This window comes from Microbacterium xerophyticum (assembly GCF_053543555.1).
The window spans coordinates 61,974-76,807 of record NZ_JBLVOB010000008.1; the positions used below are offsets into that span (position 1 = coordinate 61,974).

Genomic DNA, 14,834 nt, shown 5'->3' on the forward strand with positions numbered 1-14,834 from the left:
CGACCTGCTCTCAGTGTGGAGCCCCGCTTCCATTCGTGAAAAGCGAGCATTTACGATGGGTATCATTCGGATTTGACGATGGATAGGAGCCGGGCGATGTTCGAGCTGAGAAGACTGCGCCTCCTGCACGAACTCGCGCTGCGCGGCACGATCTCCGACGTCGCCCGCGCACTCTCGTACAGCCCGTCGACGGTGTCCCAGCAGCTCGCCCTGCTGGAGCGCGAAGCCGGAGTCGCACTGCTCGAACCGGATGGTCGCCGCGTGCGTCTGACGGCGCAGGGGCGGCTGCTGGCGGCGCACGCCGCACGGGCTCTCGAGCTCGACGAGTCGGCCCGCGCCGAGCTCTCGGTCTCGCAGGACGCCGCTGCCGTGGTGAGGATCGCCGTGATGCCGACCGCGGCGGAGGCTCTCGTGCCGGCCGCGCTCACCCTCCTGGCCGAGCGCGAGCCGCGGCTCCGGCTCGAGATGGTCGAGATGCCGCCGGAGGAGGGCCTGTTCGAGCTGCAGGCGCACGCCTTCGATCTCGTCGTCGCCGAGCAGTACCCCGGTTACACGAGAGAGCTCCATCCCGGGATCGAGCGCACCCTGCTCGGACGCGACCCGGTGCGCCTCGTCGTCCCGCCCGATTCTCCCGCGACCGCGCTGGCCGACCTGCGCGATGCGGCGTGGGCGATGGAGCCGCAGGGCGCCGCCGTGCGGCAGTGGGCCGTGCAGCAGTGCCGGGCGGCGGGGTTCGAGCCGGACGTGCGGTTCGAGTCGACCGACCTCACCGCTCACGCCCGTCTGGCCGCCGCCGGGCATGCGGCCGCCATGCTGCCCGATCTGATCTGGACGGGCGATCGCTCCTCGGTGCGACTGCTCGAGCTGCCGGGGAGCCCTGTGCGCGAGATCTTCGCCGCGACGCGCTCGTCGGCGCGCGACGGTGCCGCGGTCGGCGCCGTGCTCACGGCATTGGCCGACGCGCTGATCGCGCATCGGCCGCGCTGAGGCCCGGCACATCGACGACATCACACCCAGGCGACCTCGGCCACGGCGAGCACCGTGTCATCGGCGTCCAGCGCGGTGACGGTCGTGACGGCGCCCCGGGTGCGTCCGGCCAGACGGAGCACGCGGTCGACCAGCACCGGCGCGATCGCGCGCACGTTCAGCGTGCGGGCGAGACGGTCGGGAGCATGCCGCCGCGCGGCGTCCATCAGCAGGATGCGCGTGAGCGGACCGTGCACGAGAAGGTCTGCCAGTCCTTCCACCTCACGCGCCCACGCGCGGTCGTAGTGGATGAGGTGCGTGTTGAACGTCAACGCGGAGAAGCGGAACAGCTGCCGGGCGTCGAGGGCGACCTCGTCGATCCAGTCGGCGGATGCCGCGGCATCCGGATCCTTCTTCGCAGGCCGCACCGGCGCATCCCGATCGGCGTTGTCGAGGAAGACGTCGTGCCACACGCTGCGGATCGCGACCTCATCGCCGATCCGGTACTCGCGTTCGATGTCGACGAATGAGAGCCGGCCGCTCGATCCGGTCTTCTCCACCACACTGCCCAGGCTCGTGAACTGCGTCACGTCGTCGCCGAGCGCGACGGGCCGGACGAACTCGGTCGTCTCCCCCGCGTACATGCGGCGCGGCAGGTCGATCTCCGGCACCACCCCGTCACGCGCCGGAGTCCCGTCCGGGCGCAGATCGGCCAGGGCAGCGGTGAACGGGAAGTACACGCCCTCCCATGCGGGCGGCAGCGCGGCGCCGTCGTCGCGCGGCTCCTCCGCCGCGGCGAACGTGCCGCGGTACGCCTCCGCCTTCTCGGCGGCGATGCGCTCGGTGCGCACGACGCTCACGGCAGCACTCCCGCCGCCCGCAGCGCGGCGATGCGGTCCTCGTCGTACCCGGCGAGATCCGCCAGCACCTGGTCGGCGTGCTCGGCGAGGCGGTTGGCGGTTCTCGCCGGCGTCGCCGGAGTCGCCGACAACTTGATGGGCTGCCCGAACATGCGCAGTCGCCCGAGGTCGCCGTAGTCCGCCTCGACGATCATGTCCCGCTCGGCGGTGCCCGGATCGTCGACGACCTCGCCGATCGTCTTGATGGCCGTCAGCGGCACGACGTCGCCGGCCATGTCCTCCAGCTCGGCCTTCGAGTATCCGGCGAGCCAGTCGACCACGATCGGCTTGACCTTGCGCTCGTAGACCTCAGGGTCGAGGCGCTTGCGCATCGTGTCGATCTCGGGGTCGTCCTTGACCTCCGGGGTGCCGAACAGGTCGCATGCCGCGTTCCAGAGCTTGTCGGTGTACGCGCCGAAGAACACCTGCCCGTCCGCGCAGTCGAACAGCTCGTAGGGCTTGACCCAGGAGTGCTGGTTGCCTGCGGGCTCAGCGACCTTGCCGTCGACCGTGTAGTCGACCACCGCGGTCTCGGTGAGCGCCATGATGCTGTCGACCTGGGCGACGTCGACGAGCTGCCCCTCCCCGGTCGCCTCTGCATGGCGGAGCGCAGCCAGCGTGCCGATCACGGCGAACAGCGTCGCGGACAGGTCGCCGATCGTCACACCCACGCGCACCGGAGGCTGGCCAGGGTAGCCGCTCATCGACCAGAGCCCGCCGGCCGCCTGCGCCGTGTTGTCGAAGGCGGGACGGCGACCGCGCGAGCCGGTCTGGCCGTAGCCGGAGATCGCCGTGTACACGAGCTTCGGATTGATCTCGTGCAGCACGTCGTAGCCGACGCCGAGCTTGTCCATGGTGCCGGGGCGGAAGTTCTCGACGAGGATGTCGGTCTTGCGCACCAGGTCCTTCAGGACCTCCTTGCCCTCGTCCTTCGCGAGGTCGAGGCCGACGCCGAGCTTGCCGCGGTTGTACTGCGCGTAATAGGCGCTGAACTCCTCGTCGCCGTCGGTCAGGTACGGCGGGAATCCGCGCGACACATCGGGGTCACGGGGGTTCTCGATCTTGATCACCGTGGCGCCGAGATCTGCGAGCATCTGCGCGGCGTACGGGCCCGCGAGCACGCGCGACAGGTCGAGCACTGTCACGCCCTTGAGCGAACCGGGAGCGGGGAGTGTGGTGTCGATCATGCGTTCGTCGCCTCCTGAGTGCGAGTGTCATTGCCTGCTCCGGCTGCGGCGAGTGCGGCGGCGACGTTCGACGGCGCCTTGATGCCGCGCACGCGCGACAGCCAGAGCGTCGTCGCCGCGAGAGCCGTGAGGTCGAGCCCGGTGTCGATGCCGAGTCCGTGCAGCATCCATACGAGATCCTCTGTCGCGAGGTTACCGGTCGCACCCTTCGCGTACGGGCATCGGCCGAGTCCGCCCACCGAGGCGTCGAACTCGGCGACACCGAGGCGCAGAGCCGCGAGCACGTTCGCCAGCGACTGGCCGTAGGTGTCGTGAAGGTGCAGCGCCAGGGCGGCGACGGGCACGCCGGCGGCGAGGGTCTGCTCGACGACGCGCGTCGTGAGACCGGGGGTGGCGACGCCGATCGTGTCGCCGAGTGCGACGGTGCGGCAGCCGGCCTCGTGGAGCGCCGCAGCGGTGCGGATGACGACGTCGGTGTCGACCTCGCCCTCCCATGGGTCGCCGAACGCCATCGAGACGTATCCGCGCACCGGGATGCCGTCGGCGGTCGCAGCCGCGATCACCTCGATCGCACGGTCGATCGCACCGGTACGCGTGTTGTTCAGGTTGGCCTTCGCGAACGATTCGGTGGCGCTGACGACGACCGCGACTTCGCGGATGCCGGAGTCGATCGCCCGCTGCAGCCCCTTCAGATTCGGCACGAGGGCGACCGCGCGCGCTCCCGCCGGGACGTCGACGGATGCCACGACCTCTGCCGCGTCAGCGAGCTGCGGGATCCACGCCGGTGGCACGAAGCTCGTGATCTCGAGGTCGCGGGTGCCGGCCGCGTACAGCCGGCGGCACAGCTCGGCCTTGACGGCAGCGGGGATGATGTCCGCCTCGGCCTGCAGCCCGTCACGGGGCCCGACCTCGTACACGGTCACGCGCTGAGGAAGGCCCGGCTCCGGCTGCACGCGCGGCGACGGAAGGGCGCTCATCGCGCGGCTCGCAGTTCGGTCAGAACCTCGCGGGCGTACTCGACCCTGATGCGACGGTCGGCCACGATGCGCGCGGCGACGGCGCCGATCTCGTCGACCTCTGCGCCGGCGCTCGCGGCGATCGTGCGCGCGTGCAGGGTCATGTGCCCGCGCTGGATGCCCTCGGCGGCGAGCGCGCGGCACGCCGCGAGGTTCTGGGCGAGGCCGACCGCGGCGATGATGCTCGCCAGTTCTCTGGCCGTCTCGACGCCGAGCATCCTCACCGCGGCCTGCGCGGTCGGGTGCGCGCGTGTCGCGCCACCGACGAGGCCGACGGCGAGCGGCACTTCGAGAGTGCCGACGAGGTTGCCGTCGGCGTCCTTCTCGAACTGCGACAGCGCCGAGTACTGCCCGCTGCGCGCCGCGTGCGAGTGGCATCCTGACTCGACGGCCCTGGTGTCGTTGCCGGTGGCGAGCACGACGGCGGTGATGCCGTTCATGATGCCCTTGTTGTGCGTGGCCGCACGGTAGGGGTCGGCCTCGGCGAAGGCGCTCGCCGCGACGATGTCGTCGACCACCTGCGCGCCGCCGAGGAGTTCGGCGTCGAACACCGCGCGTGCGCGGGTGACGCGCAGCTCCGCCTTGTTCGTGAGGATGCGCAGCAGGGTGCGGCTGCCGGCGATCTCCGCGATGCGCGGCGCGATGGCCTCGGCCATGGTGTTGACGGCGTTGGCTCCCATCGCGTCTCGGACGTCGACGTGCAGGTGCAGGATGACCTGGATGCCGACACGGGTGGGCAGCACGCGCACGGAGATGTCGAAGGCTCCCCCGCCGAGCGAGACCAGCATCGGATCCTGCTCGTTGGCGAGCGCGAGCAGCTCGTCCTTCGCCTCGAGGAGGGCGAAGCGCGACCCGTGCGGATCGACGGAGTCGAGCACCTGGATCTGCGCGATCATGACGTCGCCCATGTACGAGGTGGTGAAGCCGCCGTGGCCGCGTGCGATGCGGGCCGCATTCGAGGCGGCCGCGACCACACTGGGCTCCTCCGTGGCCATCGGGATGAGCCGATCCCGGCCGTCGATCGTGAAGTTCGTCGCGACGCCGCCCGGGATCGAGAGCAGTCCGCCGACGTTCTCGATCATGTGATCGGCCTGGGCGACGCTCCGCCCCCCGTCCTGGCGGAGCGCATCGAGATCGGACGGATCGATGCCCGCACCCTCGGCCACGAGCGCGAGACGCTCAGCGGGGGCATGATCGCGCAGTCCTGAGATGCGGCTGTTGATCGGCACGTGGTTCTCCTCGGTGAGTCTCTGCGGGCCTGCAGATTCGCCGGTCGCATCGAAGTCAGACTACGAACGCCGCCACCGGGGTTGTATGTGCACGTCGCCCACCACTGACGGAGATCTCTGTAGGGTCGACCCACTCACTTTCCCCTCGGGCTCAGGGCATCGTCCGGGTCATCTCGTCATCGACTCGGCGAGTTCCACGATCGTCCGCACCGGCACCCCGGTTCCGCCGACGACGGTGTGGCCGTGCGGCGAGTCCGAGTTGTACGCGGGACCTGCGATGTCCAGGTGCGCCCATTCGACGCCGTCGTCCACGAACTCGCGCAGGAATGCTGCGGCGGCCAGCATGCCGCCCGCCGGCGCCCCGGCGTTCTTGAGATCCGCGGTGTGCGAGTCGAAGTATCCGATCATCTCTTCGGGGATCGGCATCGCCCACATCGGCTCCCCGGCAACGTCCGCGGCAGTGGTCACCTGATCCCGAGCGGACGGAGTGCCCATGACGCCGGACGTCCGGCGACCGAGGGCCGCGACCTGCGCGCCAGTGAGGGTGGCGAGGTCCACGAGGAGATCCGGGGCGTCCTCCTGCGCGGCGACGAGCGCATCAGCGAGCACGAGACGCCCCTCGGCGTCCGTGTTCGTCACTTCGACGGTCTTGCCGCCGTAGATGCGGAGCACGTCCGCCGGGCGGACTGCAGAGCCCGACGGCATGTTCTCGGCGAGGGCGAGCCAGGCCGTGACGCGCACCGGCAACTCCAGGCGGGCGATCGCGAACAGGGACTGCACGGCGGCGGCGGCGCCCGCCATGTCCGACTTCATGTTCTCCATCTTCGCGGCGGGCTTGAGCGAGATGCCTCCGGAGTCGAAGGTGATGCCCTTGCCGACCAGCGAGAGCAGAGGCGCCGATGCATCGGGCGCATACGAGACCTTGACGAGGCGCGGGCCGCGAGCCGAGCCTCGCCCGACGCCGGTCAACCCGCCGAAGCCGCGCTGCTCCAGTTCGGTGTCGTCCACGACCTCGACGGTGACCGTGCCCTTCAGATCATCTGCGTCTGCCTGACTGACGACGGCATCCGCGAAGGACTCGGGGAACAGGTCGGACGGCGGGCTGTTCACGAGGTCGCGCGTGGCGGCGACGGCCGCCGCGATGACGGCGGCCCTGCTCAGACGCGATCGCACGGATCCATCGGCGGCGACTGCAAGTGTCTTCGGAATCGTCTTGCCCGACGCACTCGCCCGATAGGCGGTGTACCGGTATGCGCCGAGCAGGGCTCCGGTCGCGACCGCCTCCGCGTCTTCGGCGTCGCGAACGGGAAAGGCCAGCGCCACCGACTCGACCCCGTTGAGAGAGCGCAGCGCCGACCCTGCGGCGCGACGCAGCAGGGCACGGAAGTCGGCGCCTGGATCCACCGCCGCGGTGTCACCGAGCCCGACGAGGACCACGGAGGTCGCCGAGATCCCCGGCGGGGCGGGGATGCGGGATGCGGCCTCCCTCTTCGCCCCGTGCCCGACGGCCACCGCCGCCGCCTGCAGCGAGTGCCTGGCACTCTCCGCGAGCATCGGCGCGCACACCTCGATCGAGCCCGCGCGGCTCTCGAGGGCCACGACGAGGACGTCGACGGCGAGTTCTGCGGGGTCTGCGGATTCGAGCAGGACTTCAGGCAACGCGGTGGTCATGAGGCGTCGGACGCGTCGAAGTAGGGCGCATGCGCCACCAGGCCGAGCACGGCGCCGTACTGCACTCCGACCACGTCCCGGACGGGGATGCCCTGCGCCTGCTCGTCCATGAGCCGCTGCCCCAGCCAGCCGCTCCACTCCCGCTCGAGCTCCCGCTCCGCGTGCCGCACCTGCACCCCGGCGGATCCTGCAGTCACCTCGGCTTTCAGCGCACGGCGCAGAGCGCCCCCGAACCGCAACCGGTACATCCACACGACCGACATCGGCCGCTCCGCGACCGAGGCGATGCGCTGGTTCTCCTCCATCGCCGACCGCGCGATCATCAGCTCGCCGGCCCTCGTCATGCCGGGGACGAACACTCTGGCGCTGCGCAGGAACGGCGAGTCCAGCGTCAGGTGCGGCTCGACCTCGGCGAGGAGTGCGCTCAGCCGCGTTCCGGTCGCCTGCAGCGCCTCTCCTGCCTCACGCAGCAGCGCCGCATAGCTCGACGTCGACGGGCTCGTGTCATCGGCACCGAACGTGCGCCAGATGGGGAGTTCGGCGATCAACGAGATGGTGCCGTGCTTTCGGGCGTAGCTCGTGGACGACTGCCCGGCGGCGCCGCTGGGAACAGGATCGAGCCCGTTCGCCTCGCGCCACTCGTACACGTCCTGAGACGTCCCGGACTCGAAGATCGCGGGGGCCAGCTCCGTGAAGTGCGCGGCCTCAGGTTCTCCCCTGTGCAGCGGGATGCCGAACTCGGCGGGCAGCCGGTGCAGCAGGGGCACGAGTTCACTGATCGGCTCGGAGACGTAGAAGTACGCCCCACCGCTCTCGGAATTGTGGAGGGGGACGTAGAAGTCGGGGCGGATCTCATCGATCACCCGCTGCAGCGCCTGGGTCTCAGGGAGCATGGCGTCGAAGTACTTCGACTTGTAGTTGATCGGGAAGGTCCATTCCACCTGCTCGTCGCCGGGCGGGCGGTAGAAGTGGCGGAAGTAGGTCTCGCTGTCGGAGGGGTTGTCGAACCAGCCCTCGTTGAGTCGCATGCCGTCGGGGTCCACGCACGGGATGAAGTGCCAGACGGTGTCCAGTCGCTCCCGCAGGGAGTCGTCATCGAGCAGATCGCGCAGCAGGAGGAGGATCGTGTGAGAGCCGATCGGCTCGTTCGGGTGCACGCCGCCGCCCACGAGGCAGTGCTTCGCCACGGCATCAGCGGGGTCGGCGTCCTGCGCCCTGTGCACGCCGACCGTGTACATCGTGAGGGGTTCACCCAGACGCGAGGTGCCGATCCGCTCGGCCGACACCAGTTCGGGGAACTCCCGCGCGATCTCCTCGACCTGCTCGAGCAGCTCGTCGACGCCGGGATAGCCGGCGAGATCCGGAAGGGCTGCCGCCCTCTCCACGATCTCGTCGTCCGTCACGACCTGCAGACTCTTGATTCTGGTCATACCCTTACTCGTTCTTCCCTTCGCTTGCGCTGCTGATCCGGATCCGGCACCGGAGCGGCATCCAGGAGGCGTCTGGTGTACTCCTCCTGCGGATGCAGGAGGATCTGGCGGCGCACGCCCTGCTCGACGACGCGGGCATTGCTCATGACCACGATCCGGTCGGCGAGGCTGTCGACCACCGCCAGGTCGTGGCTGATGAACAGGCACGCGAACTGCAGTTCCTTCTGCAGCGTCCGGAACAGTTCGAGCACGGTCGCCTGCACGGAGACATCCAGCGCCGATGTCGGCTCATCAGCGATCAGCAGCACGGGGTCGAGGGCGAGCGCACGGGCGATCGCGACCCGCTGGCGCTGGCCGCCGGACAGCTCGTGGGCGTACCTCGTCGCCCATGAGCGGGAGAGGCCGACGGCATCCAGCAGCTCATCGACCCGCTTCTTGAGTGCGACTCCCCGCAGACCCTCATGGACGCGGAGCGACTCGCCGATCGACTCGCCCATGGTCCACCGCGGATCCAGTGCTCCCATCGGATTCTGGAAGACGATGCCGATCCGCTTCTTCAGCTCGATCCTCTGCCTGCGGCTCGCGTTCACCGCATCGACGCCGTCCACGACGATCGTCCCGCTCTTGACCGGCGCGAGCCCGGTGATGGCCTTCCCGATCGTCGACTTCCCCGATCCCGATTCGCCGACGAGCGCCACCACCTCACCGCGAGCGACGGCGAGGCTCGCGCCGGACACCGCCGTCACGGACTGGAATCGCTGCCGGTACTCGACGGTCAGATCATCGAGCGCGAGGACGGGGTCGGTTCCGGCGGTCGATGCGCGGTCGGCCACGTCGAGGCGGGGCACGGACTGCAGCAGCTTCCGGGTGTACGCAGCCTCGGGAGCGCTGAAGAGCCGTTCGACCTTCTGGGTCTCCTCGATCTGGCCGTTCCTCATCACCACGACGCGATCGGCCACATCCGCCACGACGCCCATGTCGTGCGTGATGATGAGCACCGCCGTACCCGCCTTCCGGCGCACGCGCGTCAGCAGATCCAGGATCTCCCTCTGCACCGTCACGTCGAGGGCGGTGGTCGGCTCGTCTGCGATGAGGATCTCCGGGTCGCAGGCGAGAGCCATCGCGATCACGACCCGTTGCGCCTGTCCGCCCGACAGCTGATGCGGATACGAGCGCACGCGCTTGTGCGGCTCGCGCAGTTCGACCGCGGTGAGCAGTTCGATCGCCCTCCGCTTGCGCTCCTGCGCGCTCAGCTCGGGGAAGTGGCGCCGCAGGACCTCCCTGATCTGGAACCCGATCGTGAACACCGGGTCCAGCGCGCCGAACGGATCCTGGAAGATCATCGCGATGCGCCTGCCCCTGACGCCCTCCTGTTCCTTCCCGTCCGCAGTCAGCAGTTCGTCACCGGTGAGCCGGATGCTGCCCGTGACGTGCGCGTTGCCCGGCAGCAGGCCGAGGACGCTCATCGCGGTGACGGACTTGCCCGAACCGGACTCGCCGACGACGGCGACGATCTCGCTCTCGAAGATGTCGAACGTCACGCCGTTCACCGCCCGGACGGTGTCCCCCCTCCGGGAGTGGAAATCGACCGTCAGGTCGTCGACGGCCAGCAGAGGTGCATCGCTCAAGGGTTCTCCTCCGGGTCCGCGCGCCTGATCGCGGCCTTCATCTCCTCGGGGAGCTCCTGCGGCGGCGGCGCATCCTCCTCCTGATCGCGGTACATGTGCCACTGCTTCAGCACGTTGCGATGGTGCTGGTCGACCCACGCCATGTACCGGTTGCCGTTGCGAAGGCGTCGAGCCGGGGCCGGCTCCGACCCGGCCGGGGTGGAACGGGCCGCTCGCAGCACCTCCTCCATGCGCTGAAGGCCGAGCTTCTCGCGGCTGAGGAACGCTCCCCACACGTCGTCCTCCGCACGGAAGTGGATGACGCGGCTGTTCGGCTTCGAGACCTTGGTGATGTAGCCGGAACCGAGCAGCGCGCGCGTCGCGGTCGAGATCGTCCCCGGACTCGTGTCCAGCAACCGGCCGAGGTCGACGGAGGACAGGTAGGGCTCATCCGTGATGATGAGCAGCGCGAGGACGCGTCCGGTCATCCGCTTGCCCCGCATCAGCTCCCACGCATCGGTGAACCGATCGATGAAGGTGCGGATCTCGTCGCTCAGTTCGTTCATATCCATGGGGCAGCACTCCTCATGCGTTCGTCCACGTTGACCGCGGATCGTGTTCGGATGCGGACGCCGTCCGCATCCTCAAAGGCTAGATCCTCGTACCGGGCGAAGACATCGACGCTCATGAGCGCCCCCGGGGATCGAGCGCGTCGCGCAGGGCGTCGCCGAGCATGATGAGGCTGATCACGGTGATCGTGAGGAAGATGCTCGGGAACACGACCGTGTTCGGGGCGAGCTGGAAGTACGACTGCGCCGTCGAGAGCTGCACGCCCCACGAGATAGTCGGCGGCACGAGGCCGACGCCGAGGAAGGTCAGCGTGGCCTCCGCGCCGATGACGCCGCCCACCATGGTCGCCGCGATCGCCAGCGTCGGCGCCAACGAGTTGGGCAGCACATGGCTGAGCACCACCCTGATCTGCGAGAAGCCCATGGCGTGCGCGGCTTGCACGAACTCGCGCTCGCGCACTTCTTTCACGGAGCTGCGGATGAGCCGGGCGAAGGTCGGCCAGGAGAAGAACGCCAGCACGGCCGAGAGCAGCAGCGGCGACCGGTCAGGCGCGGTGTTGAGCACGATGATGGCGCCGAGCAGGAACGGGAATCCCAGCACGATGTCCGCGCTGCGCGCGATCAGGGCGTCGACCCACTTGCCGAGGTAGCCGGCCAGCGTGCCCAGCGCGATGGCTATGACCAGGCACATCACGGTCGTCGCCAGGCCGATGAACAGCGACGTGCGCGTGCCGAACAGGACGTTGGCCAGCACGTCGCACCCCTGCACGTCCGTGCCGAAGGGATGTCCCGGCCCGGGCGGGCGGTTCGAATCCAGCAGGTCGCACGCGCGAGGGTCGCTCTCGCCGAAGAAGCCGGAGATCACCCCTGGGATCGCCGCGATGACCGCGAGGATGGCCAGCAGCACGATGCTCACCCAGAACTGGATGCGCCCGCGCAGTGTGGCCCACAGGCCCTGGGTGGTCGCCCTGTCGAGGTTGCCGTCGATGGCGACCGTGGCCGGCTCAGTCATTTCGGATCCTCGGGTCGAGAACGGAGGTGACGACATCGACGATGACGTTGGTGATCAGGAAGATGAACACCAACGTGGTGGCGACGCCGACCACCAGCGTTCCCTGCTGATCCTGGATGGCCTTGTACAGCAGCTGCCCCACTCCGTTGAGATTGAAGATGGCCTCGATCACCACGGTCCCGCCCAGCAGTCCGCCGAGCTGGATCGCCAGCACGTTCACGACGGGTGCCGCGGCGTTGCGCATCACATGCACTCCGACGATGTTGCGCCTGGACATGCCCTTCGCCTTGAGCGTGCGCACGAAATCCGACTGCATGGTGTCGACGACGCTTCCGCGCATGAGCCTGGACACCCCTGCCAATCCGTAGATCGCGATGATGAGCGCGGGAAGGATGTACGCACGCGGCCACCCGTCCGCGACTCCGGCGATGGGCGTCCAGCCGAGATTGATCCCGAAGATGTACTGCGCAGTGATGCCCATCACGAAGATCGGCACCGACTCCGCGATGATCGTCCCCAGCAGCACCGTCCTGTCGACGACCGAACCCTGCCGCAGTCCGGCCGCCAGCCCCAGCACGATGCTGATGACCACGGTCAGCGTCCATGCCGTCAGCGCGAGCGTGATGGTCGTGGGCCAGCGGCTGGCCATCTGCTCGCTCACGGACTGACCTGTGAAGGTCGTTCCGAGGTCGCCGTGAGCGAGCCCGCCGAGATAGTTGAGGTACTGCTGCCACAGCGGCAGATCCAATCCGTACTGCGTTCTCAACTGCTGCTGCACTGACTCGGGCAGCGGGCGCTCCCCTCCCAGCGCGGCGATCGGGTCTCCGGGGAGCACGAACACCGCGCAGTAGATGACGAACGTGACACCGAAGAAGACGATGACGAGTTCGAGGAGCCGGCGTGAGATGAATCGGATCATGGTGCAGCGTGCCGCTCAGTCCTCTGCGAGGACCACTTGGGTGAGGATCGGCTCTCCCACGGCGGACGCCTTCAACCCCACGATCCGGTCGGAGGTGACGTAGTTGTACGACTCCTCGAACAGCGGGATGATCGGGAACTGCTCGGCGATCAGCTCCTGCGCTTTCGCGTAGGCGGTTCCGTCCTCGCTGCCTGCGGCGTCGGCGTCGTTCAGGGCCGCATCCACCGCGGGAATCGGCTCACCTCCGCAGTTGGTGCAGTTGGGTGCCGCGGAGAACATCGCGCGCAGCGTGGACTGCTGGCTGGGGTACAGCGCGCCCCAGCGGGAGAAGAACGGACCGTCGAGAACCTTGTTGTTGCGGTCCTGTCCGAACTCCGCCCATCCGACCGAGGGCTTGGCGATCGCGTCGATGCCCAGGTTCTGGCGCAGTGAGTTCGCCATGGCGTTGTACAGGTCGTCATGGCCCGCTCCACCGGGGAAGTGCAGCGTGAGCTGTCCGTCGAACCCGCCGGCCTCCTCGAGCAGCGCTGCGGCGGCCTCCGGGTCGTACTCGCAGTACTCCCCGCAGATGCCGTCCGGGTTGCCCGGCATGATCGACGGGGTCCACGCCGTGGCGGGTGCGTTCAGATCGCCGAAGAGCGCGCCGTTGATCGCCTCCCGGTCGATGGCCATCGAGATCGCCTGACGGACGCGGATGTCGTCGAACCGTGCGTCCCAGTACGGGATGCCCAGGTAGCTGATGCCCGGTGCCGCGAAGCTGAAGATGTTGTCCTCGTCGAAGTCGTCGGTCACCTGACGCATGCGCGTGGCCGGCAGCCAGGTGATGTCGACGTTCCCGGCGAGCGCGTCGGTGTACGCCGTGAGCCGATCCGCGTAGGGAACCCACGTGATCTTGTCGACCGTCGGCTCCTCGCCGGCGTAGTCCTCGTAGCGCTCGGCGACGATCGGCTCGCCTTCTGTCCACGCGGCCGTGAGGGCGAGCGGGCCGTTGCCGATCGGCTGCTTGCCGTACGCCTCCAGATCGTCGAACGCGCTCTGGGGCATCGGGTAGAAGGCGGTCTGCGCCTGGGAGAGCTCGATCGGGAACTGACTGTCGGCGCGTTCGAGGGCGACGGTGAACGTGAGATCGTCGACGACCTCCAGCCCGGAGAGCTCGTCGGTCGTCGGTTCGCCCTCGGCGGGGTTGAGGTCGTCGTACCCCTCGATCACGGACAGCTGGCCGGAGTTCTCGAACGCGTTCGGGCCGTAGGCGACGGTGTTCCAGGTGTCGACATAGTCCTGCGCCGTCACGGGCGTGCCGTCGTGGAACGTCCATCCGTCGCGGAGGGTGATGGTCCAGTTGGTCTGGTCCTCGCTCTCGACGGACTCGGCCGCCATGTAGCTGAGCTCACCCTCGCCATCGAGGAACGTGAGCGGACTGAAGACCGACAGGGTGAGGCCGAACGCGTTGCTCTGACGGCCAGGGGTGAGGTTCGGGACCGGGTCGGTGGATCCGACCACGAGCTCGGCCGGTGCGCCCCCGGCGTCCTCCGGACCTGGGCTGCTGCATCCCGTCAGGACGAGAGTGACCAGCACCGATGCAGCAAGTGCGCCTTTCAACAGACCTCGCATGAAGTCCTCCTAGAGCGTGTGGGTGGGAGTGCGGTTGAGCTATGGTTGCTTAACTTTTAATAAATTCTAAAAACTGTAATGCGTTCGTAACGAAGTCCGTTCAGGATCGATGACTGGAGGAGCAGCAGATGACGGTGTACGAATCCGAGCTCACATGGCTGAGCACCCGGGAGCTCGCGGCACGGATCGCGTCAGGCCAGGTCTCGGCGCGGGAGGCGCTGTCCGACCACTTGGCGCGTATCGATTCCGTCAATCCCGCGCTGAACGCGATCGTGACGCGGGATGACGAGCGCGCCTTCGAACGGGCTGAGCGCGCCGACGAGGCGTACGCGCGCGGCGAATCTCTCGGTCTGCTGCACGGAGTGCCGTTGACGCACAAGGAGTCCACCGACACCGCAGGGCTGCGGACGACCCGCGGTTCACCGCTTCTCGTGGACAACGTGCCGGCCGAGGACGCGCTGATCATCGCGCGCCTGCATGCCGCAGGGGTCATCACGAGCGGCAAGTCCAACGTCCCCGAGTTCACCGCAGGTTCGCACACGTTCAACCCGGTCTTCGGGACGACCGTCAATCCCTACGACACCACGAAGTCCGCCGCCGGGTCCTCGGGCGGCGCCGCCGCCGCGATCGCCGCAGGCATCCAGGCATCCGGAGACGGATCCGACATGGGCGGTTCGCTGCGCACGCCCGGCTCGTTCAACAACATCGTCGGGGGGGG

General features: G+C 68.7%; 13 protein-coding genes. 2 read left to right on the plus strand and 11 right to left on the minus strand.

From position 1 onward, the window contains the following. Positions 1-96: 96 nt before the first annotated feature. Complete coding sequence (locus ACNPNP_RS17500) at positions 97-987, plus strand: LysR family transcriptional regulator (RefSeq protein ID WP_448967333.1); 891 nt, start codon at positions 97-99, stop codon at positions 985-987. Positions 988-1,007: 20 nt separating this feature from the next. Here the strand turns inward: ACNPNP_RS17500 and ACNPNP_RS17505 are convergent, their stop codons facing one another. From ACNPNP_RS17505 to ACNPNP_RS17555, 11 genes are all read right to left on the minus strand, one after another. Next, complete coding sequence (locus ACNPNP_RS17505) at positions 1,008-1,826, minus strand: FAS1-like dehydratase domain-containing protein (RefSeq protein ID WP_448967334.1); 819 nt, start codon at positions 1,824-1,826, stop codon at positions 1,008-1,010. Further along, positions 1,823-3,052: a CaiB/BaiF CoA transferase family protein gene (locus ACNPNP_RS17510; protein WP_448967335.1), complete on the minus strand. Its 1,230-nt coding sequence runs from the start codon at positions 3,050-3,052 to the stop codon at positions 1,823-1,825. Before ACNPNP_RS17510 ends, ACNPNP_RS17505 begins: the two co-directional genes overlap by 4 nt. Beyond that, a complete protein-coding gene (locus ACNPNP_RS17515; protein WP_448967336.1) occupies positions 3,049-4,029 on the minus strand; it encodes a hydroxymethylglutaryl-CoA lyase in 981 nt (326 codons plus the stop codon). Before ACNPNP_RS17515 ends, ACNPNP_RS17510 begins: the two co-directional genes overlap by 4 nt. Further along, positions 4,026-5,297: a hydroxymethylglutaryl-CoA reductase, degradative gene (locus tag ACNPNP_RS17520; RefSeq protein WP_448967337.1), complete on the minus strand. Its 1,272-nt coding sequence runs from the start codon at positions 5,295-5,297 to the stop codon at positions 4,026-4,028. The genes ACNPNP_RS17515 and ACNPNP_RS17520 overlap by 4 nt, the downstream gene beginning before the upstream one ends. A 168-nt stretch (positions 5,298-5,465) precedes the next feature. Then, positions 5,466-6,968 carry a leucyl aminopeptidase gene (locus tag ACNPNP_RS17525; RefSeq protein ID WP_448967338.1) on the minus strand — a complete coding sequence of 501 codons (1,503 nt, stop codon included), beginning with the start codon at positions 6,966-6,968 and terminating at the stop codon, positions 5,466-5,468. Beyond that, positions 6,965-8,398, minus strand: coding sequence for a M14 family zinc carboxypeptidase (locus ACNPNP_RS17530; RefSeq protein WP_448967339.1), 1,434 nt, complete (start codon positions 8,396-8,398; stop codon positions 6,965-6,967). Before ACNPNP_RS17530 ends, ACNPNP_RS17525 begins: the two co-directional genes overlap by 4 nt. Beyond that, on the minus strand, positions 8,395-10,026 hold the full coding sequence (locus tag ACNPNP_RS17535; protein WP_448967340.1) for a dipeptide ABC transporter ATP-binding protein: 1,632 nt from the start codon (positions 10,024-10,026) through the stop codon (positions 8,395-8,397). Before ACNPNP_RS17535 ends, ACNPNP_RS17530 begins: the two co-directional genes overlap by 4 nt. Next, positions 10,023-10,577 (minus strand): GbsR/MarR family transcriptional regulator, encoded by a 555-nt coding sequence (locus tag ACNPNP_RS17540; RefSeq protein WP_448967341.1) that lies wholly within the window; start codon positions 10,575-10,577, stop codon positions 10,023-10,025. Before ACNPNP_RS17540 ends, ACNPNP_RS17535 begins: the two co-directional genes overlap by 4 nt. A gap of 112 nt (positions 10,578-10,689) precedes the next feature. Next, complete coding sequence (locus ACNPNP_RS17545) at positions 10,690-11,586, minus strand: ABC transporter permease (RefSeq protein WP_448967342.1); 897 nt, start codon at positions 11,584-11,586, stop codon at positions 10,690-10,692. Beyond that, on the minus strand, positions 11,579-12,505 hold the full coding sequence (locus ACNPNP_RS17550) for an ABC transporter permease (RefSeq protein WP_448967343.1): 927 nt from the start codon (positions 12,503-12,505) through the stop codon (positions 11,579-11,581). Before ACNPNP_RS17550 ends, ACNPNP_RS17545 begins: the two co-directional genes overlap by 8 nt. A gap of 15 nt (positions 12,506-12,520) precedes the next feature. Continuing rightward, positions 12,521-14,116, minus strand: a complete 1,596-nt coding sequence (locus ACNPNP_RS17555; RefSeq protein WP_448967344.1) for a peptide ABC transporter substrate-binding protein — start codon at positions 14,114-14,116, stop codon at positions 12,521-12,523. A 128-nt stretch (positions 14,117-14,244) separates the two neighbouring features. On the opposite strand from ACNPNP_RS17555, the gene ACNPNP_RS17560 reads away from it, so the two are divergent. Further along, positions 14,245-14,834: amidase family protein (locus tag ACNPNP_RS17560; protein WP_448967345.1), on the plus strand; the 590-nt coding region annotated here is incomplete at its 3' end.